The sequence below is a fragment of the Pseudomonas sp. GW822-FHT06D10 genome (assembly GCF_058799535.1).
The window spans coordinates 196,116-213,124 of sequence record NZ_JBXALN010000008.1; the positions used below are offsets into that span (position 1 = coordinate 196,116).

The 17,009-nt window shown below is 63.2% G+C and carries 14 protein-coding genes; 6 read left to right on the forward strand and 8 right to left on the reverse strand.

Annotation, left to right across the window (positions count from 1 at the left end; genetic code table 11):
• Positions 1 to 34 precede the first annotated feature (34 nt).
• Positions 35 to 289 carry a hypothetical protein gene (locus AC1RL5_RS25330; protein ID WP_072450928.1) on the reverse strand — a complete coding sequence of 85 codons (255 nt, stop codon included), beginning with the start codon at positions 287 to 289 and terminating at the stop codon, positions 35 to 37.
• Positions 270 to 452, reverse strand: a complete 183-nt coding sequence (locus tag AC1RL5_RS25335) for a hypothetical protein (RefSeq protein WP_143031425.1) — start codon at positions 450 to 452, stop codon at positions 270 to 272. Before AC1RL5_RS25335 ends, AC1RL5_RS25330 begins: the two co-directional genes overlap by 20 nt.
• 139 nt (positions 453 to 591) lie before the next feature.
• On the opposite strand from AC1RL5_RS25335, the gene AC1RL5_RS25340 reads away from it, so the two are divergent.
• The 3 genes from AC1RL5_RS25340 (at position 592) to AC1RL5_RS25350 (ending at position 3,725) form a co-directional block, all read left to right on the forward strand.
• Positions 592 to 1,266 carry a response regulator transcription factor gene (locus AC1RL5_RS25340; RefSeq protein WP_019093010.1) on the forward strand — a complete coding sequence of 225 codons (675 nt, stop codon included), beginning with the start codon at positions 592 to 594 and terminating at the stop codon, positions 1,264 to 1,266.
• The gene (locus AC1RL5_RS25345) at positions 1,259 to 2,590 is read left to right on the forward strand and encodes a sensor histidine kinase (protein ID WP_041119813.1); all 1,332 of its coding nucleotides are present in this window, start codon (positions 1,259 to 1,261) and stop codon (positions 2,588 to 2,590) included. Before AC1RL5_RS25340 ends, AC1RL5_RS25345 begins: the two co-directional genes overlap by 8 nt.
• A 232-nt stretch (positions 2,591 to 2,822) precedes the next feature.
• The gene (locus AC1RL5_RS25350; RefSeq protein WP_011063360.1) at positions 2,823 to 3,725 is read left to right on the forward strand and encodes a LysR family transcriptional regulator; all 903 of its coding nucleotides are present in this window, start codon (positions 2,823 to 2,825) and stop codon (positions 3,723 to 3,725) included.
• A gap of 24 nt (positions 3,726 to 3,749) precedes the next feature.
• On the opposite strand, the gene AC1RL5_RS25355 is transcribed toward AC1RL5_RS25350, so the two are convergent.
• The 5 genes from AC1RL5_RS25355 to AC1RL5_RS25375 form a co-directional block, all read right to left on the reverse strand.
• Complete coding sequence (locus AC1RL5_RS25355) at positions 3,750 to 6,485, reverse strand: winged helix-turn-helix domain-containing protein (protein WP_072450929.1); 2,736 nt, start codon at positions 6,483 to 6,485, stop codon at positions 3,750 to 3,752.
• 293 nt (positions 6,486 to 6,778) lie between these two features.
• Complete coding sequence (locus AC1RL5_RS25360; protein WP_011063362.1) at positions 6,779 to 8,143, reverse strand: DUF1329 domain-containing protein; 1,365 nt, start codon at positions 8,141 to 8,143, stop codon at positions 6,779 to 6,781.
• Between the two features lie 30 nt (positions 8,144 to 8,173).
• A complete protein-coding gene (locus AC1RL5_RS25365) occupies positions 8,174 to 10,063 on the reverse strand; it encodes a DUF1302 domain-containing protein (RefSeq protein ID WP_072450930.1) in 1,890 nt (629 codons plus the stop codon).
• Between the two features lie 338 nt (positions 10,064 to 10,401).
• Positions 10,402 to 12,084, reverse strand: a complete 1,683-nt coding sequence (locus tag AC1RL5_RS25370) for a fatty acid--CoA ligase (protein WP_072450931.1) — start codon at positions 12,082 to 12,084, stop codon at positions 10,402 to 10,404.
• Between the two features lie 146 nt (positions 12,085 to 12,230).
• Positions 12,231 to 13,415, reverse strand: coding sequence for an MFS transporter (locus AC1RL5_RS25375; RefSeq protein ID WP_492589881.1), 1,185 nt, complete (start codon positions 13,413 to 13,415; stop codon positions 12,231 to 12,233).
• An 87-nt stretch (positions 13,416 to 13,502) separates the two neighbouring features.
• Between AC1RL5_RS25375 and AC1RL5_RS25380 the strand changes: the two genes are divergently transcribed.
• The gene (locus AC1RL5_RS25380; protein WP_072450933.1) at positions 13,503 to 14,276 is read left to right on the forward strand and encodes an AraC family transcriptional regulator; all 774 of its coding nucleotides are present in this window, start codon (positions 13,503 to 13,505) and stop codon (positions 14,274 to 14,276) included.
• On the opposite strand, the gene AC1RL5_RS25385 is transcribed toward AC1RL5_RS25380, so the two are convergent.
• Entirely contained in the window at positions 14,260 to 14,889 is a 630-nt protein-coding gene (locus AC1RL5_RS25385) for a LysE family translocator (RefSeq protein ID WP_011063367.1), read from the reverse strand. The two genes, AC1RL5_RS25380 and AC1RL5_RS25385, sit on opposite strands and share 17 nt — an antisense overlap.
• A gap of 84 nt (positions 14,890 to 14,973) precedes the next feature.
• On the opposite strand from AC1RL5_RS25385, the gene AC1RL5_RS25390 reads away from it, so the two are divergent.
• The gene (locus AC1RL5_RS25390) at positions 14,974 to 15,939 is read left to right on the forward strand and encodes a 2-hydroxyacid dehydrogenase (protein WP_492589883.1); all 966 of its coding nucleotides are present in this window, start codon (positions 14,974 to 14,976) and stop codon (positions 15,937 to 15,939) included.
• A 31-nt stretch (positions 15,940 to 15,970) separates the two neighbouring features.
• A complete protein-coding gene (locus tag AC1RL5_RS25395; RefSeq protein ID WP_011063369.1) occupies positions 15,971 to 16,969 on the forward strand; it encodes a methyltransferase in 999 nt (332 codons plus the stop codon).
• Positions 16,970 to 17,009 lie beyond the last annotated feature (40 nt).

A 17,009-nucleotide genomic window follows, 5' to 3' on the forward strand; every position in this document is an offset into this window, starting at 1 on the left:
GGCGGATCATTCTGGGCGCTGCCAGGCGGCGAGGCTAGTCGTCTTCGTCCACCAGGTAGCAATTGTCGCTGCTGCTAAGCCGGCCATGGGGGTCGACGATAAAGGCCCCTCGCCCCTGACCACACTCCAGCAAGTGCACCGGCGACAGCTCGCGCTGGCGGTCGATCTGGGCGTTGAAACGCACGATATAGGCACCCAGGGAAATCGATACACACAGGATCAGCATCAGACACAGCACCAACTGGTCGGTGTAGCCGGCGCCGCTATCGTCAGACGATGCCCGCGACATGCTCGGCCTCCGCCTGTTGCAGGTCATGCCCCAGCAGGAACAAGCTCAAGGGGCCACCGTCCCCAAGGCGCACCATGGGTGCCCCGGACGGCAGGACGCAAGCCATCAGGCCGAGAAGAATCAACACCAGCAGGATGCCTTTGAGCACTGAAGACAGGTTCATGGCTGTGCCGCGCTCTGCAGTTAAGAAGAGCCTGAGCTTAGAGAGCGCCGGGTTAACAGCGGGTAAACATCAATGGAAAGGCCTCGGCTTCCGCTATCCTTCGGCCCATCGAGTGCCAAGGGTCCAAGGGGACGTTTCCGTGCATATTCACCTGCTGCTGGTCGAGGACAACCTCGACCTGGCCAATACCGTCATCGAGTACCTGGAAATCGGCGGCATCGTCTGCGACCACGCCAGCAACGGCCAGACCGGCCTTAACCTGGCCCTGAGCCAGCATTACGACGTGATCCTCCTGGACATCATGCTGCCGCGGCTGGACGGCCAGCAGCTGTGCGAACAACTGCGCCAACACGGCAGCCAGACCCCCATCCTCATGCTCACCTCGCTGGATGCCCTGTCGGACAAGCTCGCCAGCTTTGCCGCCGGTGCCGACGATTATCTGGTCAAGCCCTTCGAACTGGCCGAGCTGGTGGCCAGGATCCGCGCCCTGAGCCTGCGCCGCAGCGGCCAGGCCAGCCGCCTGCAGGTGGCCGACCTGGTGATGGAGCTGACCACCCGCAAGGTCAGCCGCGCCGGCCAGGAACTGCACCTGTCGCCCATCTGCTGGACCCTGCTGGAATGCCTGATGCGCGCCAGCCCCGAACCTGTCACCCGGGAACGCCTGGAGGCGACGATCTGGGGCGACGAGCCGCCCGACAGCAACACCCTCAAGGTGCATATGCATCGGCTGCGCAAGACTGTGGACAAGTCCTTCGACCAGCCCCTGATCCACACCCTTCCCGGTATTGGCATACAGCTGAGGTCACATGCGTAACGGCCTTAGTTTGAAATGGGTGATCAGCGGCAGCTTCCTGCTGCTGATTGCCGTGGTACTGCTGATCTACAGTCTGCTGCTGCCGGAATACAGCGTCCGCGGCCTGCTCTACACCGCCAGCGCGATGATGGAGGAAGAAGCCCAGTACTTCGCCAGGCACTACAACAAGGACCCCACGACCCCGCCGCCGCACAACTATTTCTATACCAGCGTCATCGGCAAGGAGGCGCTGCCCGAGAAGGTCCGCCAATTGCTGGACACGCCCCCGAGCCTGTCCTTCGGTGCAGTCCAGGTCTTTGGCGACCTGGATTCCGATGACGACGATGAAGGCCGGGCGATCCTTGCCCAACCCCTGGCGGACGGCAAGACCCTGTACATGTACGACGTCGACCATGACCAGGAAGAAGGCGGCGAAGTCGAGACGCCACTGTCCGATGCCTACCTGGACCGTGAACTGCACGGGGTGATTTTCATCAGCCTGGCGGTGTTCATACCGGCGCTGATCATCATTGCCCTGCTGGTCTGGTGGCTGGTGCGGCCCCTGGGCCGCCTGTCCCAGTGGTCCAGTACCCTCAAGGACCCCGACACGGTGGCCGGCGAACGGCCCAATTTCAGCTTCAAGGAATTCAATATGCTGGCCGACGCCCTGGCCCAGAGCATCCAACAGGTCCAGGCAGCCAGCCTGCGTGAAGGTCGGCTGCTACGCTACACCAGCCATGAACTGCGTACCCCGCTGGCAGTGCTCAAGGCCAATATCGAGCTGCTGACCCTGCAATCCGGCGGCGCCCTGCCGCCGCCCCTGCAACGTATCGAACGCTCGGTGCTGAACATGCAGCGCATCGCCGAGACCTTGCTGTGGATGAGCCGCGAGCTGCCCGAAGCCCTGCCCGAGGAGCCCATCGACATGAGCGGGCTGGTCAACGAGCTGATCCAGGAGCAGCGCTACCTGATCGGGACACGGGATATCGAACTGACCCTGGACATCAGCACCACGCCCTGCCGCCTGCCCCTGACCGCCTGCCGAATCGTGGTCGGCAACTTCCTGCGCAATGCCCTGCAATATGCCGATGACGGCACCATCGAGATCCACTTCGACTACCCGCGCCTGCGCATTCTCAACCGCATCCGCGAAGCCAAGCAGATCGAGCCTTCCAGCGACTACGGCTACGGCCTAGGCCTGGAACTGATGCGCCAGTTGTGTGCCCGCCTGGGCTGGCGCATCGATGTGCTGGTGGAGGAGCAACGCTTCAGCGTCACCCTGGACTTCGACGCCACCCCGACCGAGGAAGCCCCGCCCGCCGACCCCGGCGAGGAGAGTGCCTGAAGCCAAGCGAGGAAAAATGTGCTCGCAAGCGATGAAAAAACTGCCTTGGTCATGCCCTCCCTCCCGGCACTTGTGAGTATTGTTGCGGGACAAAAAAACACGCCGGGGGAGCCTTGCCGGTGCGTAACTTGCTTGCATCAAGCGCACTGCATGCGCGGTGATGCATGCAAGTCCCGGGTCACCCTGACCCGGCCGCCCTTCCCCCGTGCCCGGGCAAAGAACGAGGTTCGCTGTGGCTGCCTACAATCTGCGTCAACTGAAGTACTTCATCACCACCGTCGAGTGCGGCAGCGTCGCCGAGGCATCACGCAAGCTGTACATCGCCCAGCCGTCGATCTCCACAGCCATCAAGGGCCTGGAGGACAGCTTCGGCGTGCAATTGCTGATTCGTCACCATGCTCTCGGCGTCTCCCTGACCCCCAGCGGGGCACGTTTCTACCGCAAGGCCCAGGAGCTGCTGCGCATGGCCAAGGAGTTCGAGCAGAACGCCCTGGCAGACAACGACGTGGTCGCCGGGCAGATCGACATCGGCTGCTTCGAAACCGTGGCACCGTTGTACCTGCCACAACTGATCGCCGGCTTCAGCGCGCTCTATCCCGGGGTGGAAATCCGCATCCGTGATGGCGAGCAGCAGGAACTGGTACAGGGCCTGACCGGTGGCGCGTTCGATCTGGCGATCCTCTATGAGCATGACCTGGACGGCACCATCGAAACCGAGCCACTGATGCCGCCGCAACGGCCTTACGCCTTGCTGCCGGCCGGCCATCGCTACGCCAAGCAGCCCCAGGTATCGCTGCGCGACCTGTGCCTGGAGCCGATGATCCTGCTGGACGTGCAACCGAGCCGCACCTATTTCGTCAGCCTGTTCGAAGAACTGGGGCTGACGCCGCAGATTGCCTTCAGCTCACCGTCCATCGAGATGGTGCGCGGGATGGTCGGCCAGGGCTTCGGTTTCTCGATCCTGGTCACCCGCCCCCACTCGCCTTTTTCCTACGATGGCAAGCCGGTGGTGTGTGTCGACATTGTCGAGGACGTCACAGGTTCAGGCCTGGTGGCCGCCTGGCTCAAACGTGGCCAATTGACCAAGCCGGCGCGGTTGTTCGCCGACTACTGCAAGGAGCACCTGGCCCGCTAGCCCCGGCAGCCAGTGGCGCAGCGCCTACCCCAGCAACCCCAGCTCCTGGGCCCGGGCCACGGCCTGGGTCCGGCGCTCTACCCCCAGCTTGCTGTTGATATGGCTGGCATGGGTCTTCACCGTATGCAACGAGATGAACAGGCGCTCGCTGATTTCCTGGTTGGAGCAGCCCTGGGCGATCAACTGCAACACTGAAAGCTCTCGGGAGCTCAAGGACTCGTTATGGGCTGCGATCTCCTGAGGCTCACGCGATGCTGCCGGCAACCGCTCCAGCAATGCCTGGGTCAGCGCTGTCGATACGCCCTGCTGCAACTGCTCACGCATCCAACCGGGATGGCCATGGAGCAATGCCATGAACGGCTGCATCGCGCCTCCAACCCCGGCCTCCAGAGCCTGGGCCAGGTCCTGGCGGGCCTGCGGACCGCGACCGGCCGCCAGCAACAGTGCGGCTTTCTGGGTCAGGGCCATCACGCTCAGCAACTGCCGGCCGCTTTGCTGGCCATGTTCGACCAACCGATTCAAGCGCTGCTCCGCCCGGCCCAGATCGCCCTTGATGCTTTCAAGCTGGGCTTGCTGCAATTCGATGTGCAACGGCAGTTGCGGGTGGAATTCCGGTGGCGCCGCCGCCTGTTCGCCGGTGTAGGTCTGGCCCAGGCGGGCCAGCCAGGCTTCGGCCAGATCGGTACGCCCCTGGGCCAGCCACAGCTCGCATTTCACCAGGGTGATCATTGCCAGGTAATAGATCGGTGGCACGTCCCAGATGTGCATCAAGCGCTCGGCTTCCGCCAGCTCGGCGAAGGCTCGGGAGAACTCGCCACCCAGGCCTTCCTGCTTGGCGATCACGCAGTGACCGATCAGCACGCTGATATCGCGACAGGCCCGGGCCTCCACCAGGCCGGCCTGCAAGCGCAACAGGCCGGCCTCGGGCTGGGCACGCAGGGTCAGCAGATAACCGTCATACAGGGTCAGCCGGGCCCGCACCGCATACAACCGTTGGGCCGACAGGCCCTGCAAGCGCCGCAGTCCCTGGTGTACCTCCTCCTGCGCCCGCAGCACTTCGCCGCGGGCCTGCAGGACCCGGGCACGGTCGTAGTGGGCCAGGGCTTCGAACAACGGATTGCCGACCCGTTGCGCCAGCTCCAGGGATTCGCGATTGAGGCTGCGGGCCCGCCACAGATCGGCATCGGTAATGGCCAGGTTGGACAAGGTCGACAGGCACATCAGGCGCTGCCCATAACGTTTGGGCGGCAGGCTTTCCAGGGCCTCGCTGCAATAGGCCAGGGTGTTTTCCCGCTGGCCGCGGCCACGGGCGATGATCCCGCTCAGGGCCAGCCATTGCGCCAACATCGACTTCTGCGCCGTGGCCGAAGGGGCCGGCAGGAAACGACTCAGGTGATTGGCCAGTTCCTCCGCCGCATCCAGCTGACAGGCCAGGCCCAGGGCCCAGCTGTAGAGCACGATCAGCCGCGGCGTGCTGATCAGCAGGCTGTCGGGCAGGTCCATCTTCCAGCGCAGCAGCATGCCGACGTTCTGTTCCGCCAGTAGTTGCTCTTCGGACAGGTTCTGCACCAGGTTGGCCGCCACGTCCAGGTGTCCGGCGCGCAGCGCCTGCTCCACCGCTTCGTCGAGCAGCCCCTGGGCGTTGAACCAGCGACAGGCGCGCAGGTGCAGGCTGGCCGCTGGCACCAGGGCATTGGCCGTGGGCCGGCTGCGCAGCAGGTCGGAAAACAGGTGGTGATAACGATACCAATGGCCGTGCTCATCCAGGGGCACCAGGAATACCTGGTGGGCCTGGAGGAAACCCAGGATCTCGGCGCTGTCATGGGCTTCGCGCAGGGCATCGCACAGCTCGGCGCAAAACCGCTCCTGGGGCGCCGTGTCATACAGGAATGACTGCACTTCGGCGGGCAGGCAGTCGATGACCTCTTCCAGCAGGTAGTCGCGGATCAGCCCTTCCCCGCCATGCAGGCCCTGGGGTAGCGCGCCCCCGGCTCCCGCCTCGGATGCCGCCAGCAACCAGAAACGCAGCCCGGCCACCCAGCCTTCACTGCGCTGAATCAGGTTTTCCAGGGCTTCGCCGCGCAGCGAACTGCTGTGCCGGTCGAGCAGGCTCAGGGACTCGTCGTGGGTCAGGCGCAAATCCTGCTCGTGCAGCTCCAGCAGTTGCCGGGACAACCGCAGCCGCGCCAGGTGCCAGTCCGGGCGTTGGCGGCTGGTGACCAGCACCAGCAAGCCATCGGGCAGGTGATTGAGAAAAAACTGCAGGCAACGATCGAGGACCGGCCCCTGGGCCAGGTGATAGTCGTCCAGCACCAGCAATAACGGACTGGCACCGGTCAATTGCACCGCCAGCTCATCCAGCAGGCCGTCCAGCCACTCTTCAAAGGCGAAGGGCTGGTGGCGCTGACGCATTTTCAACAGGCCCAGGGACTGCCGTCCCAATTGGGGAAAGTACTGCTGCAGACCGGCCAACAGACGCTCGAGGAAGCGCCCGGGATCGCTGTCCCGGCGGCTCAACCCCAGCCACAGGCTCTGCCAGTTATCCGGCAGGCCCTGGCAAAACTCCACGGCCAGCGAGCTCTTGCCAAACCCGGCAGGCGCACAGACCAGCAGCAATCGCCCCTTCAACCCGGCGCCCAGGCGCTCGCAAAGACGCGGCCGCTGCACGTATCCATCGGGCAGGGGGGGTCGATAAAAACGCCCCTCCAGAGCGGGGATCACCGCGCTGGCAGGCCGTTGCAGGGGGGACAGGTCAGTCATGGCCAACTCTTATTGATGTACGGTTGTCGGCGTAGCAGATGTCCGCAGACTAGCGGTAAAAGGCCACCTGTTGAAGATTTTTGCGACCATTCGGGCGAAAAAGACTATGAGCAAATTGGTCAGATAACTCCGAATGATTGAAGGATATTTCGTTTATTTATTGATTAAGTGGCTAATTAGCTTAGAGAAAACCGTCTGTACCCCGATGGATTCCAAGGCCGGGCCTCAGGCAAAAAAAAGCCCCGAACCAGGTCGGGGCTTTTTCCGAGGATGCGGCCTCTATTTGCAGCGGCTCAGCGAACCCCGTCCTGACGCAGGGCGGCTGGGGTGAAATCGCTGGTGGTGGCGGTGAAACCGAAGTCGTAGGCCTGTTTCTCTTCGTTCTTCATGCCCAGGGCCAGGTAACGGCCGGACTGCAGGTCGTAGAGGGTTTCCAGGGCGTACCACGGCACTTGCTTGTCGTAGTAGTTCTCGGCGTGAGCCTCGGCCACGCGCCACAGCTGGCCACGACCGTCGTAGTGGTCGATCACCGCGGCCTGCCAGGTGTCTTCGTCGATGTAGAAGTCACGCTTGGCGTAGATGTGGCGCTGGCCTTCCTTCAAGGTTGCCACCACATGCCAGACCCGGCGCAGTTCATAGCGAGCCAGGTCCTGGTTGATGTGGCCGGCCTTGATGATGTCGGCGTACTTCAGGGTCGGCGAGTCGAGCTTGTAGCTGTCGGAAGCGATGTACATCTCCTTCTTGCCTTCCAGCTTCCAGTCGTAGCGATCCGGCGCACCGTTGTACATGTCCAGGTTGTCGGAAGTACGCAGGCCGTCGGCAGCGGTACCCGGGCCGTCATAGGACACTTGCGGGGCGCGGCGTACGCGGCGCTGACCCGCGTTGTAGACCCAGGCCGAACGCGGCTCCTTCACTTGGTCGAGGGTTTCGTGCACCAGCAGCACGCCACCGGCCAGGCGCGCTGGCGCGGTCACTTTCTGCTTGAAGTAGAACAGGATGTTGCCCGGGTTTTTCGGATCGTAGTCCTTCATCTTGTCGCGGAACACGAACTGGTCCTGGAAGTACACCAGGCTGTAGGAGCCGTTGGCCTGTGGCGTAGCCTGGGTCACTAGGCGGGTCACACTGCCACCGCGATAGCGGGTGATGTGGTTCCAGATGACTTCCACGCCGCTTTTCGGGATCGGGAACGGAATCGCGGTTTCGAAGTTCTCCAGGCCGTTGCCGCCGGACACCAGGTTGGTGCTGGTAGCGTTGCGCTTGATCGCGGCGAACACGTCAGCCGGCACGGTGGCCCCGCGATGGGACGGGTAGACCGGCATCTTGAAGGTTTCCGGGTAGCGCTTGAACATCGCATACTGCCCCGGCGCCAGCTTGTCCTTGTACTGCTCGACGTTCTGCGCGGTGATGGTGAACAGCGGCTGCTCGCTGCCGTAGGGGTTGGACAGGAAACCCTTGCTATCCACGGTGCCAGCATTGGTCGCCAGTGGCTTCCAGGCCGGAATGGTGCCGGCGGCATTGCCGGCCATTTCCGCGCCCATCGGCGTCAGGCTGGTACCCAGCTTGGCGGCTTCATCGGCCGAGACCGCGGCCATGACCCCGGTGGCCAGCAGTGACAGTCCCAGCACACCGACGTGCAACAGACTCTTGGTGATTTTCATATTGTTGTTCTTCCTGAAAATGCAGTGTGCTTAGAAGTTCACGCCAACGCTCAAGGCGAGGAAGTCCCGGTCATCCACGGTGCTGTAGTCGCCACCGAAGAAGTTGGTGTAGGCCAGGCTCGCGGTGTAGGTGTTCTGGTACTCGGCATCCAGCCCCAGGCTGATGGCCTTGCGGCCTTCTTCGAAGTTGCCGCCAGGACCTGGCGAGTAACCCTTGACGTCATGGGACCAAGCCACGTTCGGCTTGAGGTTCACACCAGCGAACACATCCGGGTATTCCCAGATGGCACGGCCGCGGTAGCCCCAGGAGGTGGCGGTGGTGAAGCCATCGTTGTTGCAGTTGGCGCTGACATTGCTGGCATCTGCACCAGGACCCGCACCGGCGATGGTGGTGGAGTTAAGCGCACGACAGGTGTTTTGCCCGCCGGTGGCTGGCAAGGCGCCAGGACCAAACACCGGATCACGTCCATAGCGGACATCCGACTTGCTCTCAAGGCCACCGACGTGGGTAACCCCCACCTCCCCTACCAGCGTCAGACGGCTGGCGCCCATGACCTGATCGAAGAAGTGCGTGAAGGTAGTCTGGAACTGAGTGATTTCCTTGCGGCGATAGCCATTGAGGTCCTGCCCCGCTACACCTTCAAGCAGAGAGGCGTTGGTGTATGCCCCCTTCAGAGGTCGAACGGCGGAATAGAGAATATCGGTAGAGTTGAGTTGCACAGGCGCATTCGGCCGGTAGCTGATTTCACCACTCCATGCGGTCCCCGTAGGCAGGGTGGTGGAGAAGCTCAAGCCGTACAGGCGAATGTCTTCTGGATACTCAACGAAGTACTTCGAATTACCGGCGATCCATACCGGCGCCAGGGTGCCGAATCCTGCTGCGATGTCGTAAGCCGACTGTGGAGCTGCCGTGGCACTGAAAATCGGCGCCCGGCTGTGATAGTTCATGAAGTAGGCACCGAACTCGGTGTCCAGCGGCTCGAAGTTGTAGTGGAACGCCGCGCCGAACTGGCCGCTGTCACGGGCATCGCGGTCGCCACTGCGGCGCACCAGCGTGCCTTCTTCGTTGACGTCGACGCCACGAGCCTGCATCGCGGCCAGGGCCGCGCGCCCCGGCGCCGTGGCGGTGATGGTCGAACGCTTGGCCAGCAGGCGCAGGTTGTCGTCACAGCCATCGGAAATGTTGTCCGGCTGCGAGAAGAAGGTGCCGCAGTTATCGGTAACGGTCTGGTCCCATTCCAGCTGGTAGAAGGCTTCGGCTGACAGGTTCTCGGTCAGGTTCTGGGAGATGTAGAACATGTTGACCGGGATCAGGCCTTCCTTGATCTCGGCGCCAGGACGGCGGAACGCCGACACATCGATGGGGTTGATCGAGTTGATACCGCCACCGATGAAGGTACTTTCGCCCCAGCTCACCACCTGCTTACCGAAGCGCACCGAACCTGGCTCATCGGCAATGGAGTAGTTGTGATAGACGAAGGCATCGAGGATCTGACCGCCGGAAGACTTGGCGCCTTCCTTGCGGTTGTTGTCGCTGATGTTCTTGAAGTCCATGTCTTCGTCTTTGAGCTTGAAGTCATACCAGTACTTGCCACGGACAAACACACCGGTATCGCCGTACTTCAATTCCAGGTCATGGATACCCTTGAAGATCTTCGAGAAGGTCTGGCCCTTGTTGAAGTTCAAGTGGCCGTCATCGGTGGTCTGGGACAGGCCCTTGCCGCCGTTGTTGACCCCGATCAGGTCCTTGTTGCGCCCGGCGGTCGACCAGCTGGCCCCCACCGACAGGGACGAATCGAAGCTGCCTTCGATTTCACCGATGTTGAAGCTGACGCCGAATGCCGGCCCGGCGAGCGTGGAGGCGAGACCGACGGCCAGGGGCAGTTTCGCCCGGCGCCAGAACTGGTTTGCTGATGTCATCGACGCTACTCCATGTGCATTATTGTTATGGCAGTACGCTTTTCTGAAAACGCTTCGAATACCGGTTGAATGAACACTTGTCCCGGCTCCGAAGTTGCGTGGCGCGAGCACCCCACAATGCTCCGTTGTTCAGAAAAATCCGTGAACGGACTATATCCAGCAGGGATTACTGCTTGATCCCTCTAAAGTGTGATTTGCAGCCACCCACCGCACTGGAACAGCCCTTTGCCATAACCTTTGAAAAACGGCGCGGCAAGAATGACTGAAAAATCCGTGAGCACAAGGCAAAGGCTTGCCGGGTGGGCGTGCCGTGCCCGAGCGGGCACGGCCGGGGACGCTCAGAGCGTGGAGAGGAAGGTGCTGTTGCTGGCTTGCCACTCGCTGATGTCGACGCGGATGCGCTTCTTGTCGAGCTTGCCAACGCTGGTCTTGGGAATTTCAGTAACAAGGGCGATCTGACTGGGAATCGCCCACTTGCTCAGGTGGCCCAGCTCGACGAAGGGCTTGAGGTGTTCCTTGAGCTCGCGGGCGCCAATCTCATGGCCCTCGCGGATGACCAGCAGGGCGAATGGGCGTTCGCCCCACTGCGGATCGGCGATGCCCACCACTGCTACTTCACGTACCGCCACGTGGCGGCTGATGAGGTCCTCCAGGTCCAGGGAGGAGATCCACTCGCCACCGGTCTTGATCACGTCCTTGATCCGGTCGCGGATGTCGATCACCCCCATGCTGTCCAGGGTCGCCACGTCACCGGTATGCAGCCAGCCGCCTTCCCAGAGCTCGGCGCCTTTTTGCGGCTCGTTGAAATAACCTTCGCTCAGCCAGGGCGCCCGCAGCACCAGCTCGCCCTGGGCCTCGCCGTCCGCCGGGAGGAAGTTGCCTTCGGCATCGATGATCGCCGCCTCCACCAGCGGCCCCGGTACTCCGGCCTTGATGCGGTAGGTGGTGCGCTCGTCCTCGCTGCCCGCCATCAGTTCATCGTTCAGGTGTGCACAGGACACCAGCGGTCCGGTTTCCGACATGCCGTAGGCAGCCGTCAGCTGGATGCCCTTGGCCTTGGCCGCCTCGTACAGCGCGCGGTTCAGCGCACTGCCGCCGATGACGATCTTCCAGCCGCCGAAATCCGTACCCTGGGCCCCCTTGGCATTGAGCACCATCTGCAGGATGGTCGGCACGCAGTGAGAGAAGGTGACCTTCTCCCGGCGCCACAGCTCCACCAGGTACTCCGGGTCGTAGCGCCCGGGATAGACCTGCTTGAGCCCGAGCATGGTGGCCACGTACGGCAAGCCCCAGGCGTGCACGTGGAACATCGGGGTGATGGGCATGTACACATCGTTGGTGCCCAGCAGGCGCACGCTGTCGATGGCCCCCATGATGGTGGACACCCCCAGGGTGTGCAGCACCAGCTGGCGGTGGGTGAAGTACACGCCCTTGGGGTTGCCGGTGGTGCCGGTGGTGTAGAAGGTGGTGGCCACCGAGTTCTCGTCGAAATCCTCGAACGCGTACTGGGGGCTGGCCGCGGCGAGCAAGGTCTCGTACTCGCCCACCAGGTTCGGCAACTCGGCGGTTTTCTCCGGGGCATCGGTGAGCAGCAGGGTTTTCTCCACCGTGGTCAGGTGCCCGGCAATCGCCTGGTACAGGCCGACGAACTCGCTGTTGACCAACACGAAGCGGTCCTCGGCATGGTTCATGGTGTAGAGAATCTGCTCCGGCGACAGACGCACGTTGATGGTGTGGATCACCGCACCGATCATCGGGATGGCAAACATGCACTCCAGGTAGCGATGGCTGTCCCAGTCCATGACCGCCACGGTGTCCCCCGCCTTGACCCCGGCCGCGGTCAGCACATTGGCCAGGCGCGCCACCCGCTCGATCAGGGTCGGATAGGTGTAGCGCAACTGGTCACGGTAGATGATCTCGCGGGTTTTTTCGTAGCGGGTGCCGGACATCAGCAAGCGCTTGATCAGAAGTGGGTATTGGTAGGCGCCTTCGGCGGGAGGAATAACGCGAGTCTGCAACATAAGAATCCCTTTTCTGACGGCTCGGTCGTGACTGGAGGATAACCACTCTAGAGCTCCTGCGCGCCCGCTAAATCAGCCAAAGGAATGATTTGCAGGGCCGCACAAATACTAGCTTCAGGCCAGTATTGTTACGGCCCTGCACGACCTCAGGCGCTTTGCCCCACTGCCGCTTCCGCGGGGGTGCGGGGAAAGGCCAGCGCCGCGGCAAACGTCAGCGCCGCGACACCCGCCAGAACCAGGTACAGGCCGCTCAGGCCCTGACGCGGTTCCACCAGAGCAATCAATGGAATCGCCGTGGCACTGGCACCGAACGACAAGCAGTAACGCAAGGCGAAGACTCGCGACTGCCACTGGGGCGCAACGAAGTTGGCGACCATGGCATCGTTCACCGTGACCTGGCCGAACACCACGAACATGAAGGCCGCACCCAGGACGATCACGCCCCAACCCTGGCTGTCGGCCATCGCCAGCAGCAACGGGGCCTGGAGCAGGGTCAAAATGATGAACGGCCACTTCAGGCTGAAGCGGTGCAATACCCGGCCGATCAACAACTGCGCCACTGCGCCGAAGGCATAGGCCAGGCTGACCACCACCCCCAGGGTCTGCGGCGAGGTGAACAGTTCATGCAGGCGTTCCTGGAACAGCTTCGGGTAAGTCATGGTGGTGGCGTTGAAGACCACCCCGCCAGTGGCTGTGGCCAGGGCCAGCACGCCGAACACCAGGAGCATGGAGATCTGCTGCCCGCCCTTGCCCTTGAGCGGCACATGGGCGCGTGCGGGGGCAGGCTCGTCACGCACCTGCCAGGCAAAGCCGACACCCAGAAGGATGGCCACGCCCCCTGGCAGGATGAACGCCGAGCGCCAGCCGAACCGCGCCACCAGCAAGCCGGTAATCAAGGCCGAGAAGGCCACGCCGAGGTTGCCCCACATACCGTTGATGCCGATCTCGCGCCCGCGATTCTGCGCATAGGCCACCAGCATCGCGGTGCCGACCGGATGATAGATAGCGGCGAATATTCCCATCAGGGTCAGCCCGATCACCAGCATGCTCGGGCTATTACTGAGCCCGGTGAGGATCGAGGCGCCACCGATGCCGAAGAAGAACAGCAGCATCATCTGCCGCCGACTCCAGTGATCCCCCAGCCAACCGGCCGGTAGCGAACAGGCGCCAAAGGCGATGAAACCGCCCAGGGACAGACCGATCAGCCCGGCATAGTCCAGGCCAAAGGCCTGGGTCATGCCCAGCACGGCAGCGGGAAAGATCAGCATGAACATGTGATCGATGACATGGGCGGCGTTGACGTAGCGGATGACGTTTCGGGCTTGATTCATGGCGACACACCGGGGGTTGGTTGTTGTGCCGCCTATGCTAATTTGGCAATCCACCGCATTTCTGACAACAAAGTCATTGGACCGGACATGTTAATCGACCACTTCCACCATGGGCCGGTCAGCGCCTATCCCCGGGACTACCCCGACGCCGCGCACCAACCGTTGCACCGCCATCGCGAGGCGCAGTTTCTCTACGCCGCCTGCGGCACCATGCGCCTGGTCACCGCCCAGGGCGCCTGGGTGATCCCACCGAGCCGGGCGGTGTGGATCCCGCCACTGGTGGAGCATGAAATCTTCATGGTCGGCGAGGTGCGCATGCGCTCTGTGTTCATCGACCCGGAGCTGTCAGCGCCCGCATTGCGCCAATGCTGCGTCCTGGCGGTCACACCGCTGCTGCGGGAGTTGATCCTGCGTGCCGTGCAAGGTCCGGAACAAGCGGAAAACCCCTTGATCCAGCAATTGATGCTGGAAGAAATCGCCGCCCTGGAAAACCTTCCGCTGCACATTCCCATGCCCCAGGACCGGCGCTTGCAAGCCATCTGCCGGACCCTGATACAGACCCCGGATCACCCCCACACCCTGGAAGACTGGGCGCAGCAGGTCGGCGCCAGTTCACGAACCCTGGCGAGGCTGTTCCAGCAGCAGGTGCAGATGAATTTCAATGCCTGGCGCCAGCAGGTGCGCCTGATGGAAGCTCTGCCACGCCTGCTCGCCGGGGAAAGCGTGCACAGCGTGGCCGACTCGCTGGGATACGGCAGCGCCCGGGCCTTCAGCGCGATGTTCTGCCGTTTGCTCGGGGATACGCCACGGCATTACGTGGCGGCCCTGAATCAGCTCAGCGCAATCAATGCATCTCGGTGAAGGCCAGCTTCACGCCGATGGCGATCAGTACTGCGCCCATGGTGCGGTCGAACCAGTGGCCCATGCGGGCAAAGCCGGCACGAACCCGCTGCTGGCTGAAGAGCATGGCCACCAGACAGAACCACACAGCGGTGGCCACCGCCAGATACACGCCATACCCGGCCTGGATCGCCAGCGGCGTATGCGGGTTGATCACCACGGTGAACAGCGAGAGAAAGAACAGCGTCGCCTTGGGGTTCAGGCCATTGGTGACAAAGCCTGAAGTGAAGGCCCCACGCGCGGTGCGGACCCCGGCCTCCTTGTGCAAGTCGTCGGCCGCCGGTTTGGCCGGCTGGGCACGCAGGGCCTTGTAGCCGATGTACAGCAGGTAGGCCGCTGCCAGCCACTTCAGTGCGTTGAACAGGACGATGGACTGGGAAACGATCAGGCCGATCCCCAGCAGCGAGTAACCCACGTGCAGGAAGATTGCGCAGCCCACGCCCAGCGCGGTCCAGGTGCCGGCTCGACGGCCGTGGGTCACGCTTTCACGCACCACCACGGCGAAGTCCGGGCCGGGGCTGGCCACTGCCAGAAGATGGATGAGGGCAACGGTCAAGAACTCGGTGAAGTACATGCAGGCTCCTGTGTATGTCTAATTATTTCATCTGTTAGGCTCGGCAGATTACGCCTTAGAACCCTCGTGCAAAAGGTACAGTTCATGACTAACAATCGCCGCGCCGTCTTCCTCGATCACAGCTCACTGGACCTCGGTGACCTGGACCTGGGTGCGCTGCATGACAGTTTCAGCTCTCTGCAAGTACATGCCCACACAGCGCCGGAACAGGTCACCGAACGCCTGCAGGGCGCCCAGGTGGCCATCAGCAACAAGGTGGCACTGACAGCCGAAACCCTGGCCGCCTGCCCCGACCTGCAACTGATCCTGGTGGCCGCCACCGGCACCAACAATGTCGACCTGGCCGCAGCCCGCAAGCAGGGGATCACCGTCAGCAACTGCCAGGGCTACGGCACTCCCTCGGTGGCCCAGCACACCCTGATGCTGCTGCTCAACCTGGCCACCCGGGTCGCCGATTACCAACAGGCCGTGGCCGCCGGGCGCTGGCAACAGGCCAGTCAGTTCTGCCTGCTGGACTACCCGATCATCGAACTGGCGGGCAAGACCCTGGGCCTGCTGGGCAATGGCGAACTGGGCAGCGCGGTGGCCCGCCTGGCCGAAGCCTTTGGCATGCGTGTGCTGCTGGGGCAGATTCCAGGCCGCCCGACCCGCCCGGACCGCCTGCCGCTGAAGGAACTGCTGCCGCAAGTGGACGCCCTGACCCTGCACTGCCCCCTCAACGAGCACACCCGCCACTTTATCGGTGCCCCGGAGCTGGCCCTGCTCAAGCCCGGAGCCCTGGTGGTCAACACCGCCCGCGGCGGGCTGATCGATGAACAGGCCCTGGCCGATGCATTGCGCAATGGTCACCTGGGTGGTGCGGCCACCGATGTGCTCAGCGTCGAACCCCCGGTGGCTGGCACCCCCCTGCTGGCCGGCGACATTCCGCGCCTGATCGTCACTCCACACAACGCCTGGGGCAGCCGCGAGGCCCGCCAGCGAATCGTCGGTCAATTGACGCAAAACGCCCACGCCTTCTTCAGCGGCGCCCCGCTGCGGGTCGTGAGTTGATAAACTTCGCCACTTTTTTCGGGGGCGGATCATGGACACACGCAGTGAAGTACTGTTGCGTCAGGCTGAATTGTTTCAAGGCTCACTGCTGCTGGCCGGCCTGGCCGCCGACGATCTGCTGGGCCGCCTGCCCAATGCCCGGGGCTGGAGCTGGCACGCCGGCGACCAGGCAGCCCTGGAGGCGCGCTTTCCCGGCCGCAGTCACTTTGGCGTAGACGCACCGGCCCAATCCTTCGACAGCGCCGTGCTGTTCCTGCCCAAATCCAAGGACCTGACCGACTACCTGCTCAACGCCCTGGCCTCGCGCCTGGCCGGGCGTGAACTGTACCTGGTGGGCGAGAAGCGCAGCGGCGTGGAGAGTGCGGCCAAGCAACTCAACCCCTTCGGCAAGCCGCGCAAGCTCGATAGCGCCCGGCACTGCCAGCTGTGGCAGGTCACGGTGGCCAATGCTCCCGAACCGCTCACCCTGCAGAGCCTGGCCCAGGAGTACGAACTGCCGCTGGCCGAAGGCCCGCTGAAAGTCATCAGCCTGCCGGGGGTGTTCAGCCATGGCCGGCTGGATCGCGGCACCGCGCTGCTGCTGGAGCACCTGGACCACCTGCCCGCCGGCCACCTGCTGGACTTCGGCTGCGGTGCCGGAGTGCTAGGGGCCACCGTGAAACGCCGCTACCCGGACAGCCGCGTGACCCTGCTGGATGTGGACGCCTTCGCCGCCGCCAGCAGCCGCCTGACCCTGGCGGCCAACGGCCTGGAAGCCGAGGTGCTGACCGGTGACGGAATCGACGCCGCGCCCATGGGGCTGAACGGCATCCTGACCAATCCGCCCTTCCACACCGGGGTCCATACCGACTACCAGGCAACGGAAAACCTGCTGCGAAAAGCAGCCAAACATCTGCAAAAAGGTGGAGAACTGCGAGTAGTTGCCAACAGCTTCCTGCGCTACCAGCCGCTGATCGAAGAGCACCTGGGGCCCTGTGCGATCAAGGCCGAAGGCCAGGGCTTTCGCATTTATCGGGCCAAGCGCGGCTGAAATCCTTTTTCGCAAACAAGGCTTGCCGAAAGGGTTTTGC

Bases quoted from the DNA above. Each gene is read 5' to 3' on its own strand.
- AC1RL5_RS25380 (WP_072450933.1), top strand. From the start codon at position 13,503: ATGTTAATCGACCACTTCCACCATGGGCCGGTCAGCGCCTATCCCCGG.
- AC1RL5_RS25395 (WP_011063369.1), top strand. From the start codon at position 15,971: ATGGACACACGCAGTGAAGTACTGTTGCGTCAGGCTGAATTGTTTCAA.
- AC1RL5_RS25375 (WP_492589881.1), bottom strand. From the start codon at position 13,415: ATGAATCAAGCCCGAAACGTCATCCGCTACGTCAACGCCGCCCATGTC.
- AC1RL5_RS25355 (WP_072450929.1), bottom strand. From the start codon at position 6,485: ATGACTGACCTGTCCCCCCTGCAACGGCCTGCCAGCGCGGTGATCCCC.
- AC1RL5_RS25390 (WP_492589883.1), top strand. From the start codon at position 14,974: ATGACTAACAATCGCCGCGCCGTCTTCCTCGATCACAGCTCACTGGAC.
- AC1RL5_RS25335 (WP_143031425.1), bottom strand. From the start codon at position 452: ATGAACCTGTCTTCAGTGCTCAAAGGCATCCTGCTGGTGTTGATTCTT.
- AC1RL5_RS25365 (WP_072450930.1), bottom strand. From the start codon at position 10,063: ATGACATCAGCAAACCAGTTCTGGCGCCGGGCGAAACTGCCCCTGGCC.
- AC1RL5_RS25360 (WP_011063362.1), bottom strand. From the start codon at position 8,143: ATGAAAATCACCAAGAGTCTGTTGCACGTCGGTGTGCTGGGACTGTCA.
- AC1RL5_RS25345 (WP_041119813.1), top strand. From the start codon at position 1,259: ATGCGTAACGGCCTTAGTTTGAAATGGGTGATCAGCGGCAGCTTCCTG.
- AC1RL5_RS25370 (WP_072450931.1), bottom strand. From the start codon at position 12,084: ATGTTGCAGACTCGCGTTATTCCTCCCGCCGAAGGCGCCTACCAATAC.
- AC1RL5_RS25330 (WP_072450928.1), bottom strand. From the start codon at position 289: ATGTCGCGGGCATCGTCTGACGATAGCGGCGCCGGCTACACCGACCAG.
- AC1RL5_RS25385 (WP_011063367.1), bottom strand. From the start codon at position 14,889: ATGTACTTCACCGAGTTCTTGACCGTTGCCCTCATCCATCTTCTGGCA.